Consider the following 15,964-nt stretch of genomic DNA (forward strand, 5'->3'; position numbering starts at 1 on the left):
ATTAAATAGCTAGTCTGGTTTTTTTTTGGTTAATGTTAAATTTGTTTAAAATTTTGGACTTACAGTTTTGATTTTATCAGTTTAGCTCTATTTTTGCACTAATGAAAAAAATTGCATACATATTATTAATTGTATTTATCGCTTTCTTATCGACGCCACCTATCGTGACGATGATCGAGAAAAAGAGCGATGTGTCTGCATTTTATAGCTTATCAGAAGAAGAGCATTCACATAAAGAAATTAAGGTTTATGTATATCATCCTGTATTTCAAGGTGAGTTTGTTTTACCAATGTTTGATAAGTCAAATCCTATATTGTCAGAAAAATTATCTAAACATGATAAGATTTCTGCAAGCATTTTTGCCCCTCCACCTAACTTCGTATAGTACATCCGGTTAATTTTTTAAACGTTTGCTGTGTTTTAAGTAATACAGTAGGCCTTTTATGAACTTTTTACTATTGTATTATGAAAAGAAAAGTAAATCTTTTTGCTAACCTTAAGTCAGATTTTGCTTCAGGTTTAGTAGTTTTTTTGGTGGCTCTCCCGTTGTGTTTAGGTATTGCAATGGCTTCAGGAGCACCATTGTTTTCTGGAATTATTTCTGGAATTATTGGAGGAATAGTTGTAGGATATTTGAGTCAGTCACACATTAGTGTATCCGGACCAGCTGCTGGTTTAACAGCAATTATCCTTACAGCAATTACCGATTTGGGAGCTTTTGATGTCTTCTTAACCGCAGTTTTTATTGCTGGATTAATCCAGTTGGGGTTAGGTTTCTTAAAAGCAGGAAGTATATCTAATTACTTTCCTACCAATGTTATTGAAGGTATGCTAGCAGGTATCGGAATTATTATTATTCTGAAACAATTGCCGCATGCATTTGGATATGATGCTGATTTTGAAGGAGATCAGGCGTTTGTTCAAAGTGATGGAAATAACTCAATTTCATCTTTGTTTGAAATCTTCAACCATATTCATATGGGTGCAGTTATTATTACACTAATCTCTTTTGTTATATTAATTGCTTGGGATAAAGTTCCTTTCTTGAAAAAACTTAAATTAATTCCTGGTGCGCTTATAGCTGTAATTTCGGGAATAATTATAAATGAAATTTTTGTTTCTACAGGAAGTTCATTGGCTATTGGTAGCGAACACTTAGTGTCATTGCCAATCCCAACTTCATTTGATGAATTTAAAGCAATTATTGTAACTCCTAATTTTGCAGGAATAACAAATCCTCAGGTTTGGGTTGTAGGTTTAACAATTGCAATTGTAGCTTCTATCGAGACATTATTGTGTATCGAAGCTGCAGACAGAATGGATGCACAAAAAAGATATACAAATACCAATGTTGAACTTAAAGCACAAGGAATTGGAAACATTGTAAGTTCTCTTTTAGGAGGTTTACCAATGACATCTGTTGTTGTAAGATCTTCGGCAAATAATAATGCTGGAGCTAAATCAAAAATGTCTGCAATTATCCATGGTGTTTTATTATTGATAAGTGTATTGGCAATTCCGGTAGTATTAAATAAAATTCCATTGGCTACTTTGGCTACTATATTAATATTAGTAGGTTATAAACTAGCTAAGCCTGCAACTTTTATTCATTTCTGGGAAAAAGGAAAATATCAATTCGTACCATTTGTTGCAACTTTAGTCTTTGTTGTAGCGACAGATTTACTTAAAGGTGTTGCAATTGGAATTGTAATTAGTGTAATTTTCGTTTTAAGAGGAAACTTAAAAAGAGCTTACAGTTTCAAAAAAGAAGAATATGAAGATGGAGATGTAATCCATATCGATCTTGCTCAGGAAGTTTCTTTCTTGAATAAAGCGGCTATCAAACTTACTTTAAACTCTGTTCCAGAAAATTCAAAAGTAATTATCAATGCGCATGACACGGTGTATATTGCTCATGATATTCTAGATCTGATAAAAGAGTTTAAAGAAACCAGAGCAGTTGATCAAAACATTAAGGTAAAACTTAAAGGATTTAAGAAAGCTTACGAGCTAGAAAATACTCCAGATTTACCGAACCATGTATCTATAGAACATTATTATGATGTTGCAAAAAGAGCTATGGTTAAAAGAACAGAAAAAGAAAAGTTTTAAATAAGTTGGTTAAATAAAGCTGTAGTGAAGTGTTTATTGAGGATTAAAAATAAGTAACTTTACGAGAGCCTTTTTGGAGTCCTCTAAACGCTTAATTACTCAGCAACAAAAATTAAAAAAAATGAAAGAGTTTTATAAACAAATATTAGATAATAATAAAAAGTGGGTTGAAGATTCGTTAGCTAAAGATCCTAATTTTTTCGCAGATTTAGCGAAAGGACAAACTCCACCATTATTGTGGATAGGTTGTTCTGATAGTCGTGTTCCAGCAAACGAAATTATTGGTGCAAAACCAGGAGAAGTTTTTGTACACAGAAACATTGCCAACATGGTTGTTCACTCAGATATGAACATGTTAAGTGTTTTAGATTATGCAGTAAATGTTTTAAAAGTTAAGCACGTAATTGTTTGTGGACATTATGGTTGTGGTGGTGTAAAAGCTGCGATGGGTAACCAATCTGTGGGAATTATTGATAACTGGATTCGTCATATTAAAGATGAGTACCGTTTACATGACAAATACTTAAACTCAATTGAAAATGAAACCGAGCGTTTTAATGCTTTTGTTGAGGTAAATGCTAAAGAGCAAGTTTATAATTTAGCAAAAACTTCGATTGTACAAGGAGCTTGGAAAAATGGACAAGACTTAATGTTACACGGTTGGGTTTACGGTTTAAACTCAGGGTTTGTAACAGATCTAAATGTTAATATTAGTTCAAATGATGAGCTTGATGAAGTTTATCAACTGAGTAATCTATAAAATAAAAAAATCGCCTCAAAAGGGCGATTTTTTTTATTCGTTTTCATCTAAGTTCTCATTAAATGCCGATGGCAATAGAGTAGGGATGAACTTAATTAATATTGGTAATAACAAACTTCCGCCCGGGAGTAAGAATATTGTTAATGATGGAATCGTTTTACAAATATCCAATAATTGTTTCTTTACTTTCTTCTTTTCGCTAGCATCTAAATCTCTACGGGTAGAATAGGCCAGAAGAAGCATTAATTCCTTGCTTTGGATAATTTCCTTAATTAATCTGTTTTTATTACGCTTTATAAGTGTAATAACCCCCATAGTCATTTGATCATAAAAATGCTTGACAGGATTGGAGTAATTAAAATATGGAATTTCTTTTTTATGTTCGTTGATAAAAGCATCGGTGCTTTTGATACTTTCGGAAACAAAATCATCAGATACATTTAAAATATGGGCTAATGTATGTAAAAAATAAGCTTCTTCGTTTTCTACAACGCCATCGCTCCACAGAGCCATTCCGGCCATATCTATTAAATAATATCTTTCTAATTCGTTGGAAAAATGATGCAATTGTAATGTCTCTAAAGTTCCAACCGTAACCTTCGAAAATTTGCTGTAGCGTATTGATGCCTCAAAAAGTTTAATCAATAAATCATCGTATTGAGATTTATTAGTTTTGGTTTTTAAAGCCAATGCTACAATACTCATTACAGTTTCTTCTATTTTCTTGAGATATTTTTCTGGAATTGATCCATGAATTAAATATTGGCGAAATGCCAAAACATCTATAAATAGGAGCGCATTTGTAACTAAATGAGTGAAGTTTTTGCTAATAATACTATCATTAGTCTGAACTCGTTCATCGATTATATCCTCTAATGTTAGAGAATCACTACTTTTTGGGAGTAATATCTTGAAGAGGTTAAAACCTTCAGGATTCATCTGATTATAAAAAGCTAATGCTTCTTTAATAAAACGTTCCGAATTATTGTCGTTTTTGGTAAGAGAATAAATCCCGTATAAAGTATTCAATAAAGCTACTTTGGAAATTTCGGTTTTAAACCAGCCTTTTATTTTAATAGGAACAGGAGTTTCTATTGTTATTATGTGTCCATAAATAAATCCTGTCGCTCTGACTTTTTGATAAAAGGAATTGCTAGTTTCAGTTACTACTTGTTCTGGGAACTTTTGTTCACTAAAAAATTTATCTATCCAACCTGTTGCCGAAGGGTTAATCATTACTTTAATTTGAAGCTACAAAGCTATCTTTTTTTTATGATTTGATGATTGATTAAAATAAAAAAACCATTTTACTTTGTGAATAAAATGGTTTTTTAAAATCTATATAATTATTTTATAATTGCTGAGCAAGCTACTCTCGCCCCTGCATTTCCTGTAGGTTGAGTTGTAAAATCGTCTGGATCTTGGTGTACGATTAATCCTTTTCCTAAAATATCTTTACTTGCGTCTCCACAACCAATACACCATTCGTTTGTTGTTAGTGTAATAGTACCGTTTCCTTTATCATCTGCAGTAAAGTTTCCGATATCTCCTTTGTGATATTCTCCAACACCCCATTTTCCATGTTTTTTAAATGTTGGGTTCCAGTGTCCTCCAGCAGAAGTTCCATCGGCAGCCGAACAATCTGATTTTTCATGAATGTGTATTGCATGAACTCCTGGTTTTAAACCACTGATTTTTGCTACGAAAGTTACTTCTCCTTTTTTCTCTACGAAAGTTGCTGTACCAGATACCGAACTGTTACTTTTAGGTTCTAGTGCGATGGTTAATTTCTTAGAATCATCAGTATTATTTTTGGTTTTACATCCAATAATAACTGCAGCAATTACTACAAGAGATAGAATTATTTTTTTCATAATTATGTGTTTTTGTTTAAATCTAAAGTAAAGTTAGTTTAAAATTATTGAATGAAAATGATCTGAAAGTTAAAATACGTTTCTGTATTAAATGAAAAATAAGTTTAAATTTACAAAAGGAGATGAAATATTGCTTAAATTCGTGTATGTGTATTTAATAGTAAATAATGCTAAACTTATTCATTGATAATTGTTTATAAAACTTAAAACTTTAAATTATGATAAAAAAAATAGCAATGTTCGCTGCATTTGGGATTGTTTTATTTTCATGTAATTCTGCTCAAAATAAAACTACAACAACAGATTCTACATCAAAACTTAATGGTACTTGGGAGTTAAATTACGTAACAGGACCTAGAATTGCCTTTGATGGTTTATATCCTAATAAAAAACCAACGATAACTTTTGATACAAAAGAAAATAGAGTATCTGGAAATAATAGCTGCAACTCTTTTACAGGAAAATTAAATGTAGATGGTTATAGCATTAATTTTAGAGATGGATTAGCTACTACCAAAATGATGTGTCAGGATAATCAAGGAGAGCAGGTTTTTATGACCACTTTGCAAAAAATAACTTCTTACGATGTTACCGATGATGGTAAAACGTTGAATTTTATCTCAGGTGATATTGCAATGATGCGTTTCGTAAAAAAATAAATTAATCATGCTTTTATTTTTGCATTCAATATTTTTTTGAACCTAAAACCTTGTGATGTAATAAAGCTAATTCGCAATAAATCAAATAATTATTATAAATTTTAAATCTTAAATTATGAAAAAGTTCCTTATCGCATTGTTATTGGTAGTTTCAGCAAATTCTTTTGCTCAGTCTTTGGCAAAAGAAGATGTAGATGTTATTCAGAGTATTTACGGAAAATCAAAATCAGATCTTGTAAAGCAATATATGAATTTGTCAGATGAACAAACTGCAGCCTTTCAAAAAATATATGATGATTATGAAGTAGAACGTAAAGCTTTGGGGCAAAATATAATTAAGGTAGTTGATGATTATGCTACAAATTATGCTACTCTTACTGATGCAAAAGCGGATGAATTAGCAAAAGGAACATTAAAAAGTAATCTTGGGTATGAAAAATTATATGATAAAACATATACTAAGGCCAAAAAGGCAATAGGAGCTATTAATGCAGCTAAATTTATACAATTAGAGGTTTATTTACAAACTGCGATTCGTAGCCAAATTTTGGATTCTATTCCTTTCATTGGAGAAATTGAAAAATCTAAAGTGAACTAAAAAGGGGAATTTTAGTCCAAAAAAAATGCGTTAACAATTGAAGAAACTGTTAACGCATTTTTGTTTTATTGTAATTCTTACTTTTTAGTTTTTACTTCATAAATGGCATCAACCATTCCGTCTTTGAAAGTGTCTAAAGGTAATTCCCAGAACATGATTCCACCTAATTTCTTAGATACAGCATATTCTGTTTTTTCTTTTATTGAAGGAATATCATCTCCAGTTGCAAATTTTTGTTCTTTTTCATTATACCAATAACCTGCTTTTGCTTTATTGTCCCAGAAATATTTCCATCCATTAGCTTCTGTAAAAGTAGTTGCATAGTTTTTAAAAGGTACGCCTTCGATATGTACTCCTGGTTGGTATAAACCATTATTTACATTAGTAACATCTTTCCATATTCTAGTATAAAAAGCACCACCAATTACTAATTTATTAGCTGGAATTCCTAGTTTTAATAAATAAGACACGGCTTTGTCTGTAGATTGAGCGTCTGGAGTTCCACCATATAAAGGAGCATGATGACCAGTTATAGTTGCATATCCGTTTACTAAATCATAACTCATTATGTTTACGCGATCTACTAATGGCATAACAATTTTCCACTCTATAGATTCATCTAAGAATTTTTGAAAACCTCCGGCAGCAAAACTAAGTTCATGTTTTTTACCTAAACTTGTACGCAATGCTTTTACAAGTTCAGTAAAGTTTGGTTTGTCTGCAGCTTGATATAAATGTCCAGGAAGACCTTCAATTGCTGGGTATTCCCAATCTAAATCTAAACCATCAGTTTTAAAATAATCATTTACTTCTTTTACCGATTTAGCAAAAACATTTCTTCCTTGTGCAGTCGAGAAAACTTCAGAACAAGGCTCGCATCCTGCCCAACCTCCCAATGAAAGCATGACTTTAAGCTTAGGATGAGTTTTTTTTAATCCAACTAAGTGTTTTATTGAAAGAGAATCTTTTGGAGTATCTACGCTTAGTTTTCCGTCTTTTAGGTGACAGAAACTAAAGATTATGTGAGTAAGTTTGCTTACATCATATTGATCAATAAGTTTGTCATCACCTGTATAATAAGCAATAACGTCAATTTTTTTTCCTGATTGTGCAAAAGAGTTTGTGGTAAAACAGCACAAGAAAAAGAAAATAATCGGTTTTAATCTTTTCATTTTTTAAGAATTTTTAGTTTTTAATAGGTTTTTGAATGCTAAATATAGAACATTTCAAACTAAATATTAATCAAATAGATACACAGTATTAGGCTTATTTGTTACAGTTTTTGCTTTGCAAAGGAAGTTTTATAGTGTTTTAAGGGAGAAATTATTTCTTTTTCCTTAAATTTACAATTCTTCTGTATACAAATTATCAAAGTTATACTTATAAAAACTTCCTCAATCCGAATTTAAAATTTGGATTTACTTTAGATAATAACAGTGAAAAAAAAAATTACCATGAATAAATTTACAAGCTCAAGTGTCTTTAAAACCAATTTTACAAAATCAGTTGCATTACCAAGTTTAACCATAATTATTGCAATTTCATTGTTTTGCATTTTCTTTTCAAAAGATGCTGAGCAGGCACTTAATTTTGCAAAAGACATAATATTTAAAAACTTAAGTTGGCTTTATGTATTGTTGGTGACGATTTTTGTTTTGTTTTTAGTCACACTAGCCATTAGCAAATTTGGTAAAATCAAATTAGGAGCAGATGATTCAGAACCTGAATATTCTTTCTTTTCCTGGATAGCAATGCTTTTTGCCGCCGGAATGGGAATTGGGTTGATGTATTTTGGAGTAGGTGAAACTATGGCACATTACGCAACGCCAGCCAATGCTAATTTGGCGGAAAATTTACGAGCGAAAGAAGCACAATTATATACTTTTTTCCATTGGGGTTTTCACGCATGGTCTATATATGGTGTTGTAGGACTCTCACTAGCGTATTTTGCTTATAGACACAATTTACCTCTTGCAATCCGAAGTGGATTTTATCCGATTTTAAAAAGTAGAATTCACGGAAAGTTTGGAAATATTGTAGATGTTTTTGGTCTGTGCAGTACTTTTTTCGGGATTGCGACAACTCTAGGTTTCGGTGTAGTGCAGCTAAGTGCTGGATTAGTAAGTCTTCATATAATTCCAGAATCTAGTTTTAATTATCAGATTATTATTGTTTTGGTTGTGATGATAATTGCTGTTTCTTCGGCTATTTCAGGTTTAGGAAAAGGCGTTAAAAAACTTAGTGAGTTAAATATTCTTATGGCTGTTTTATTAATGTTGTTTATACTTGTTTTCGGACCAACTATTTATATTCTAAGTACGTTTACTGAAGGTTTAGGACATTATATCAGTCATTTTATATCGCTAACTTTTAATACTTATGCTTACGAAAAAGGAAGTCAGGAATGGTTTTCTAAGTGGACAATTTTGTATTGGGCATGGTGGATTTCTTGGGCACCTTATGTTGGATTATTTATTGCCAAAATTTCTAAAGGAAGAACTATACGCGAGTTTATCTTAGCGGTATTATTTATTCCTGCCTTTTTTAATTTTCTGTGGATGACTGTTTTCGGAAGCAGTGCCGTATGGATAGATGAGCATATAGCACATGGGGCTTTAAGTGTATTTGCTAAAAATCCAGACACACTGTTGTTTAGTTTCTTTACTTATTTCCCGTTTACTACCTTTTTGAATATTTTATCGATTCTGATTATTTGTGTGTTTTTTATCACATCAGCAGATTCGGGGATTTTTATAATGAATGGTATAGCATCAAAAGGAGCTGTAAGTTCACCAAAATGGCAAAGTATCTTTTGGGGTGTTTTATTGTCACTACTGTCTTTGAGTTTGTTACATTCTGGTGGTTTGGCTTCTCTTCAGACAATGACATTAATTACCGCTTTACCTTTCGGAATTATTATGTTGCTGTTATGTTATAATTTGTGGAAAGCATTGGTTGTAGATAGTGAATATAGTGCGAAAAAATATTCGCATGGAAGTTTAAATTGGAATAACACTAACTGGAAGGAACATTTAGAAAAGATTGTGACGGTCTCTAAAAAGAAAGATATTCATGAATTTTTGAATGAAACTGTAAAAAAAGCTTTTGAAGAATTAGTAATTGAATTGGCTAAAAACAATATTGAAGCACATATAAATTATTTTTCTTCGCCCCAACAAGCCATCGAGTTAGAAATAGAATATGATGAATTGCGAAACTTTAAATATGGTGTTATGGCTCAGGGACAAACTGTTTCTGAAACATTACTAAAAGAAAAAAATACTCCCGATATGGATTTAGAAATTATTTTTCAACCAATTACTTATTTTGGAGATCATCGTAAAGGATATGATATTCAATATTTGAGTAAAGATGGAATCATCTCCGATGTTTTGAGGGAATATGAGCGCTTTTTAAATCTTAGTTCAGAAGGAGATCATGATTTGATTATGAAGCCTAATAGTTAATTATTGATTGTAAATTGTGAATGGTTAATCGTTAGTTGTGAAAAATCTGTACTGATTTTTTTAATCATTTTAATCCTGTAATCTGTGGCAAAAAAAATAATTAAGGAGTTATTAGGTTGATAATGTAGAGGCGTACAGCAGTGCGTCTCTTTTTTTGCGCAGACATTATTGTGCATTTCTACTGTTTGTGATAATAAAAAAAACCGCACTGTTTTCGGGACAGGTGCGGTTTAAACAAATTAAAATTGACTAAAAACTATTTTGATTTTAGAAGCAGTATTCGTTTTCTGCAACTAATTTTGAAGTAATCGTTTCTCTAAGTGCCACTACATTTGGCATATTAGTGTATTTTGTAAAACGACGTAATCCCATTAACATCATACGTTGTTCATCTCCTTCTGCGAAAGAGATAATACCTTCTTTTCCTTTTTGAGTTACAATATCTACAGCTTTATACAAGTATAATTTTGCCATAGCAATTTGCTCTTGTACTTTAGCTTCTCCTTCTTTTTTGGCTAATTTCTCAGTTCTAAGAATAGTACTTTCTGCCATATAGATTTCGATTAAAATATCAGATGCAGCCATTAATAATTGTTGGTGAGCATCTAAGTCTGGGCCATATTTTTGTACAGCACTTCCAGCAACCATTAAGAAAACTTTTTTCAGGTTTGCAACGATTCCTTTTTCTTCAGCAAATAATTCAGAGAAATCAGGAGTGTCAAAAGATGGAATACCCATTAATTCTTCAGATACCTTCATTGCAGGTCCTAATAAATCAACATGACCTTTCATCGCTTTTTTGATCAACATACCTACAGAAAGCATTCTGTTGATTTCGTTTGTTCCTTCGTAAATACGAGCAATACGAGCATCTCTCCAAGCACTTTCCATTGGAGTATCTTCAGAGAATCCCATACCACCAAAAATCTGAATTCCTTCGTCAGCACAATTCTGAACATCTTCAGAAACGGCAACTTTAAGGATAGAACACTCAATTGCGTATTCTTCAACACCTTTTAATTCAGCTTCTTGATGTGTAGAACCTTCAGCTTCACGAGCAATAATTCTATCTTCAATATCTTTTGCTGCACGGTAAGAAGCACTTTCACCAGCGTAAGCGCTAGTTGCCATTTCAGCTAATTTATAACGAATAGCTCCAAAACTTGAAATCGCAGTGTTAAATTGGATTCTTTCGTTAGCATATTTTACAGCTCCAGTAGTTACTCTTCTTTGAGCATCAAGACAAGCAGCAGCCAATTTGATACGACCAACGTTTAATGCGTTCATTGCAATCTTGAAACCATTTCCTCTTTCAGATAGCATGTTTTCAACAGGAACTTTAGTATCATTAAAGAAAACCTGACGTGTAGAAGAAGCACGGATTCCTAATTTATGCTCTTCTTCATTCATAGAAATTCCATTAGACGGATCATTTTCTACGATGAAACCTGTAATATTTTTATCATCACCAATACGAGCAAAAACGATGAAAACGCTACAGAAACCTGCATTCGAAATCCACATTTTTTGTCCTGTAATTTTGTAATGTGTTCCGTCTTCAGATAAAACTGCTTTTGTTTTTCCTGAGTTTGCATCAGATCCAGCTCCTGGCTCAGTTAAGCAATAAGCTCCAAACCATTCGCCTGACGCTAATTTAGGAACGTATTTTTTCTTTTGTTCTTCAGTACCATATAAAGTAATTGGCATAGTTCCGATACCTGTATGAGCACCAAAAGCAGTCGAGAATGAACCTGTAGCTCCCGAGATGTAATCACAAACTAACATAGTCGATACGAATCCCATTCCTAATCCACCGTATTCTTCTGGAACTGCAACTCCTAAAAGTCCAAGTTCTCCAGCTTTACGCATACTTTCTTCTGTAAATGCGTAATCTTTTTTCTCGAAACGATTTTTGTTAGGCCAAATTTCTTTGTCTACAAACTCTTTTACAGAGTCACGCATCATTAATTGCTCTTCCGAAAAATCTTCTGGTGTAAAGATGTCTTCGCACTTTGTTTCTTTTACTAGGAATTGACCTCCTCTTGTTTTGTCGCTCATATCAGCCCCCTAACCCCCGAAGGGGGAATCCTACTAGGGGTGAGTAGGGTGTAAATTGTTAAACTATTTTTTTATCTTTTTTATGTATTTATTAATTCCCCCTTGGGGGGGTAGGGGGCTTACAATACCTCGTAAATCCCAGCGCTACCTTGTCCAGTTCCTACACACATAGAAACGATTCCGTATTTACTACCTCTGCGTTTCATCTCGTCGAATAATTGAACAGAAAGTTTTGCACCAGTACATCCCAGAGGGTGACCTAAAGCAATTGCACCACCATTTACGTTTACGATATCAGGGTTTAAACCTAATTCGCGAACAACTGCTAATGATTGAGAAGCAAAAGCCTCGTTTAACTCTACTAAATCAATATCTTTTAATTGTAATCCTGCTTGTTTTAAGGCTTTCGGAATTGCTTTTACAGGTCCGATACCCATGATTCTTGGTTCAACACCAGATGAAGCAAAGTTTACTAATCTAGCGATAGGTTCAAGATTTAATTCTTTAACCATATCCTCGCTCATGATTAAAACAAAAGCAGCACCATCACTCATTTGAGAAGAGTTACCTGCAGTTACACTTCCGTCAGCAGCAAAAACAGGTCTTAAACCAGCTAAAGCTTCTTTAGACGTTCCAGCACGTGGACCTTCATCTTTATTTACAACGTATGATTTAGTTTCTTTTTTACCATTTTCATTGATAAAAGTTTGCTCAACAGTAATCGGAACGATTTGTTTATCAAATTTACCTTCAGCTTGCGCTTTCAATGCTTTAATGTGAGAGTTATAAGCAAACTCATCTTGATCTTCTCTAGAGATTTTGTATTGGTTAGCAACCGCTTCAGCAGTTAAACCCATTCCCCAGTAATAATCTTCATGACCTTCGGCAGCAAGTTTATAATCCGGAGTTGGTTTGTAACCTCCCATCGGAATAAAACTCATACTTTCGGCACCACCAGCGATGATACAATCTGCCATTCCCGATTGGATTTTTGCAGTTGCCATTCCGATAGTTTCAAGTCCAGATGCACAGTAACGGTTTACAGTTACACCAGGAACATCTTCTACTTTTAATCCCATAAGAGAAATTAAACGACCAACGTTAAGACCTTGTTCAGCTTCTGGCATGGCATTTCCTACCATAACATCATCAATACGTTTTTTGTCAAAATCAGGTAGTTCAGCCATCATATACTGAATGGTTTCTGCTGCTAATTCATCAGGTCTTTTAAATCTAAAAACTCCTTTTGGTGCTTTTCCTACCGCAGTACGGTATGCTTTTACTATATATGCTGTTTTCATATTAGCCCCCTAGCCCCCGAAGGGGGAATTCCTATTAGGGGTAAATAGGATTTTAAATTAATATTTCATAAAACCGACCAGTTCCCCCTTTGGGGGTTAGGGGGCTTTTAATTTCTCAAAGGTTTTCCTTTAGTTAACATATATTGAATTCTTTCTAATGTTTTTCTCTCAGTACAAAGAGATAAGAAAGCTTCACGTTCGATATCCAATAAATATTGTTCAGATACTAAAGTAGCTTCAGATAAATCACCACCAGCCATAACGTAAGCAAGTTTGTTGGCAATTTTCTTATCATGCTCAGAGATGTATTTACCAGCTTCCATTTGATCTGTTCCTACTAAGAACATTCCTAATGCTTGTTTACCAAGAACCTTAACATCAGTTCTTCTGATAGGTTGTGTATAACCAGCTTCAGCCATTAACAATGCGTGTTTTTTAGCTTCGGCAATCTGACGGTCTTTGTTTACCACAATAATATCTTTACCATGTTGTAAAAGCCCAGTGTCAAAAGCTTCGTAACCAGAAGTAGACACTTTTGCCATAGCAATAGTTAAGAAATACTCTTGAAGAACGTTTAATTCCACATCGTTTTTGCGGAATAAATCAGATGCTCTTAAAGCCATTTCTTTAGATCCACCACCACCAGGAAGTACACCAACACCAAATTCAACCAATCCCATATACGTTTCAGCAGCAGCTACAACTTTATCAGCATGTAAGCTCATTTCGCATCCACCACCAAAAGTCATTCCGTGAGGAGCTACAACAACAGGAATTCCTGAGTAACGAACACGCATCATAGTGTCCTGGAACATTTTGATAGCCATGTTTAACTCATCATATTCTTGCTCAACAGCCATCATGAAAATCATTCCGATATTAGCTCCAACAGAGAAATTTGCTGCTTGGTTACCAATAACTAAACCTTGATATTCTTTTTCAGATAAGTCGATTGCTTTATTGATAGCCTGAAGTACATCGCCACCAATAGTATTCATTTTAGATTGGAATTCTAAGTTTAAAATTCCATCTCCAAGGTCTTGGATAATTGCTCCACTATTGCTCCAAACTTTTTTGCTTTCGCGAATGTTGTTCAGGATAATAAATGAATCTTGACCAGGAACTTTAGTTTGTGATTTTGTTGGAATGTTGTAAAAATAAGTAGCACCTTCTTTTACAGAGTAGAAACTTTTGCTTCCAGATGCCAACATATCGTTTACCCATGCAGCAGGAGCTAACCCTTCTGCTTTCATGATTTCGATTCCGTTTTCGACACCAATAGCATCCCAAATTTCGAAAGGACCATTTTCCCATCCGAAACCAGCTTTCATAGCATCGTCAATTTTATATAATTCGTCTGATATTTCAGGAATTCTGTTTGATACATAAGCAAACATTCCAGCGAAACTCTTACGGTAAAATTCTCCAGCTTTATCTTTTCCTTTTACAAGAACTTTAAAACGGTTGATTGGTTTATCGATAGTTTTAGTTAGTTCAAGCGTAGCAAAATTTGCTTTTTTAGCAGCACGATATTCTAATGTATCTAAGTCAAGAGTAAGGATATCTCTACCTTCTTTTTTGTAGAAACCTTGTCCTGTTTTGCTTCCTAACCAATTATTCTCCATCATTTTTGTGATGAAATCAGGAAGTTTAAACAATTCGTGTTGCTCATCTGTTGGGCAGTTTTCATAAATACCGTTGGCAACGTGCACCAAAGTATCCAAACCAACTACATCAACAGTACGGAAAGTAGCCGATTTTGGACGACCAATTACCGGACCAGTCAATTTATCAACTTCTTCAATAGTTAATCCCATTTCTTTAACTAAGTGGAATAAACTTTGGATACCGTAAATACCAATTCTGTTTCCTATAAACGCCGGAGTATCTTTAGCAACAACCGAAGTTTTTCCTAAAAATTTAGATCCGTATTCGTTTAAGAAATCCAATACTTCAGTAGAAGTTTTTGGACCAGGAATAATTTCAAATAATTTTAAGTAACGCGCAGGGTTAAAAAAGTGAGTTCCGCAGAAGTGTTGTTGGAAATCTTCGCTTCTTCCTTCGCTCATAAAATGAATCGGAATACCAGATGTGTTAGATGTTACTAAAGTTCCTGGTTTACGGAATTTCTCGATTTGTTCAAATACTAGTTTTTTAATATCAAGACGTTCTACAACAACTTCTATAATCCAATCAACATTGGCAATTTTTGCCATATCATCAGTCGTATTTCCAGTCGTAATTCTGTTTGCGAATTTCTGACTGTAAATAGGAGAGGGTTTAGATTTTAATGAGTTAGCAAGATGTTCGTTTACAACTCTGTTTCTTACTACTTTGCTTTCCAGAGTTAAGCCTTTTTTAGTTTCGGCCTCTGTTAACTCACGGGGAATGATGTCTAGGAGTAAAACTTCCACACCAATGTTAGCAAAATGACAAGCTATTCCTGAACCCATAATTCCGGATCCAATTACGGCAACTTTTTTAATTGTGCGTTTCATTTTCTATTTTTTCTGTTTGATTAAATATATTTTTATCTTGTATTAATTCATTTATGATTTCTGCCACCTCAATAAAATGTTTTAATTTTTCTTCAGAAACGTGATTTCTAACTGTTTCATTAAACTTCAAGACAGTATTTTTAGATAAGTCTCTTTTTTCTTTTCCAAAATCAGTTAGATAAATCAAAACCCCTCGGCCATCGGTTGGATTTTTCTTGCGAACAATCAATCCTTTGTCTTCCATAGATTTAAGCGTTCTGGTTAAGCTAGTAGCTTCCATTCCCATTCTGGGACCCAATGCCGTCGATGGAGTACCTTCCTCTTTATCGATACTCAATAACGCAAAACCAGTTGCCATTGTCGCATCATATTTTGCAGCCTCTTCATTGTACATCCTTGATACAGCTTGCCATGTTGCTCGTAAAATATAATCTATAGTTTTTTCTTTCATTTGGTAGATTGTATTTGATTATTTAATTTTAATGTGAAATACTTAGATAATATCTTATACATTAATTAAAATCGAATTCGTCTTGTTGGCAACTATATCGATTTCAAATATAATAAAAAAATATTATGCATGCATAGTATTTCTAAAAATATTTTTTTGTTAATTAAAAATTTGCTCTGAAATAG

Annotated in this window: 13 protein-coding genes; 6 read left to right on the forward strand and 7 right to left on the reverse strand. The window is 33.3% G+C overall.

Going from position 1 to position 15,964, the window contains the following annotated elements; genetic code table 11:
* Positions 1–101 precede the first annotated feature (101 nt).
* The 3 genes from AC3IPI_RS13000 (at position 102) to can (ending at position 2,873) form a co-directional block, all read left to right on the forward strand.
* Entirely contained in the window at positions 102–386 is a 285-nt protein-coding gene (locus AC3IPI_RS13000; protein ID WP_039113931.1) for a hypothetical protein, read from the forward strand.
* Positions 387–466: 80 nt separating this feature from the next.
* Complete coding sequence (locus AC3IPI_RS13005) at positions 467–2,113, forward strand: SulP family inorganic anion transporter (protein WP_489153161.1); 1,647 nt, start codon at positions 467–469, stop codon at positions 2,111–2,113.
* A 121-nt stretch (positions 2,114–2,234) separates the two neighbouring features.
* Positions 2,235–2,873, forward strand: coding sequence for a carbonate dehydratase (can, locus tag AC3IPI_RS13010; protein WP_039113994.1), 639 nt, complete (start codon positions 2,235–2,237; stop codon positions 2,871–2,873).
* Between the two features lie 33 nt (positions 2,874–2,906).
* On the opposite strand, the gene AC3IPI_RS13015 is transcribed toward can, so the two are convergent.
* Complete coding sequence (locus AC3IPI_RS13015) at positions 2,907–4,109, reverse strand: LETM1-related biofilm-associated protein (RefSeq protein WP_489153163.1); 1,203 nt, start codon at positions 4,107–4,109, stop codon at positions 2,907–2,909.
* Between the two features lie 110 nt (positions 4,110–4,219).
* A complete protein-coding gene (locus AC3IPI_RS13020) occupies positions 4,220–4,747 on the reverse strand; it encodes a superoxide dismutase family protein (protein WP_039118973.1) in 528 nt (175 codons plus the stop codon).
* A gap of 218 nt (positions 4,748–4,965) precedes the next feature.
* Here AC3IPI_RS13020 and AC3IPI_RS13025 point away from each other — a divergent pair, with 218 nt between their 5' ends.
* Entirely contained in the window at positions 4,966–5,406 is a 441-nt protein-coding gene (locus AC3IPI_RS13025) for an META domain-containing protein (RefSeq protein ID WP_039113936.1), read from the forward strand.
* 115 nt (positions 5,407–5,521) lie between these two features.
* Entirely contained in the window at positions 5,522–6,004 is a 483-nt protein-coding gene (locus AC3IPI_RS13030) for a hypothetical protein (protein ID WP_086894820.1), read from the forward strand.
* A 77-nt stretch (positions 6,005–6,081) separates the two neighbouring features.
* Here the strand turns inward: AC3IPI_RS13030 and AC3IPI_RS13035 are convergent, their stop codons facing one another.
* Positions 6,082–7,176 (reverse strand): glycoside hydrolase family 18 protein, encoded by a 1,095-nt coding sequence (locus AC3IPI_RS13035; protein WP_489153166.1) that lies wholly within the window; start codon positions 7,174–7,176, stop codon positions 6,082–6,084.
* Positions 7,177–7,458: 282 nt separating this feature from the next.
* Between AC3IPI_RS13035 and AC3IPI_RS13040 the strand changes: the two genes are divergently transcribed.
* On the forward strand, positions 7,459–9,471 hold the full coding sequence (locus AC3IPI_RS13040) for a BCCT family transporter (protein WP_489153168.1): 2,013 nt from the start codon (positions 7,459–7,461) through the stop codon (positions 9,469–9,471).
* 267 nt (positions 9,472–9,738) lie between these two features.
* Here the strand turns inward: AC3IPI_RS13040 and AC3IPI_RS13045 are convergent, their stop codons facing one another.
* The 4 genes from AC3IPI_RS13045 to AC3IPI_RS13060 all read right to left on the reverse strand — a co-directional run bounded on the left by AC3IPI_RS13045 (position 9,739) and on the right by AC3IPI_RS13060 (position 15,779).
* Complete coding sequence (locus tag AC3IPI_RS13045) at positions 9,739–11,529, reverse strand: acyl-CoA dehydrogenase FadE (protein WP_409415998.1); 1,791 nt, start codon at positions 11,527–11,529, stop codon at positions 9,739–9,741.
* 119 nt (positions 11,530–11,648) lie between these two features.
* Complete coding sequence (locus AC3IPI_RS13050; protein ID WP_039118976.1) at positions 11,649–12,830, reverse strand: acetyl-CoA C-acyltransferase; 1,182 nt, start codon at positions 12,828–12,830, stop codon at positions 11,649–11,651.
* Between the two features lie 107 nt (positions 12,831–12,937).
* Positions 12,938–15,328, reverse strand: a complete 2,391-nt coding sequence (locus AC3IPI_RS13055; RefSeq protein WP_039118978.1) for a 3-hydroxyacyl-CoA dehydrogenase/enoyl-CoA hydratase family protein — start codon at positions 15,326–15,328, stop codon at positions 12,938–12,940.
* Positions 15,312–15,779, reverse strand: coding sequence for a MarR family winged helix-turn-helix transcriptional regulator (locus tag AC3IPI_RS13060; RefSeq protein WP_039113946.1), 468 nt, complete (start codon positions 15,777–15,779; stop codon positions 15,312–15,314). Before AC3IPI_RS13060 ends, AC3IPI_RS13055 begins: the two co-directional genes overlap by 17 nt.
* Positions 15,780–15,964: the final 185 nt, after the last annotated feature.

It is taken from the genome of Flavobacterium sp. GL_143 (assembly GCF_057834355.1).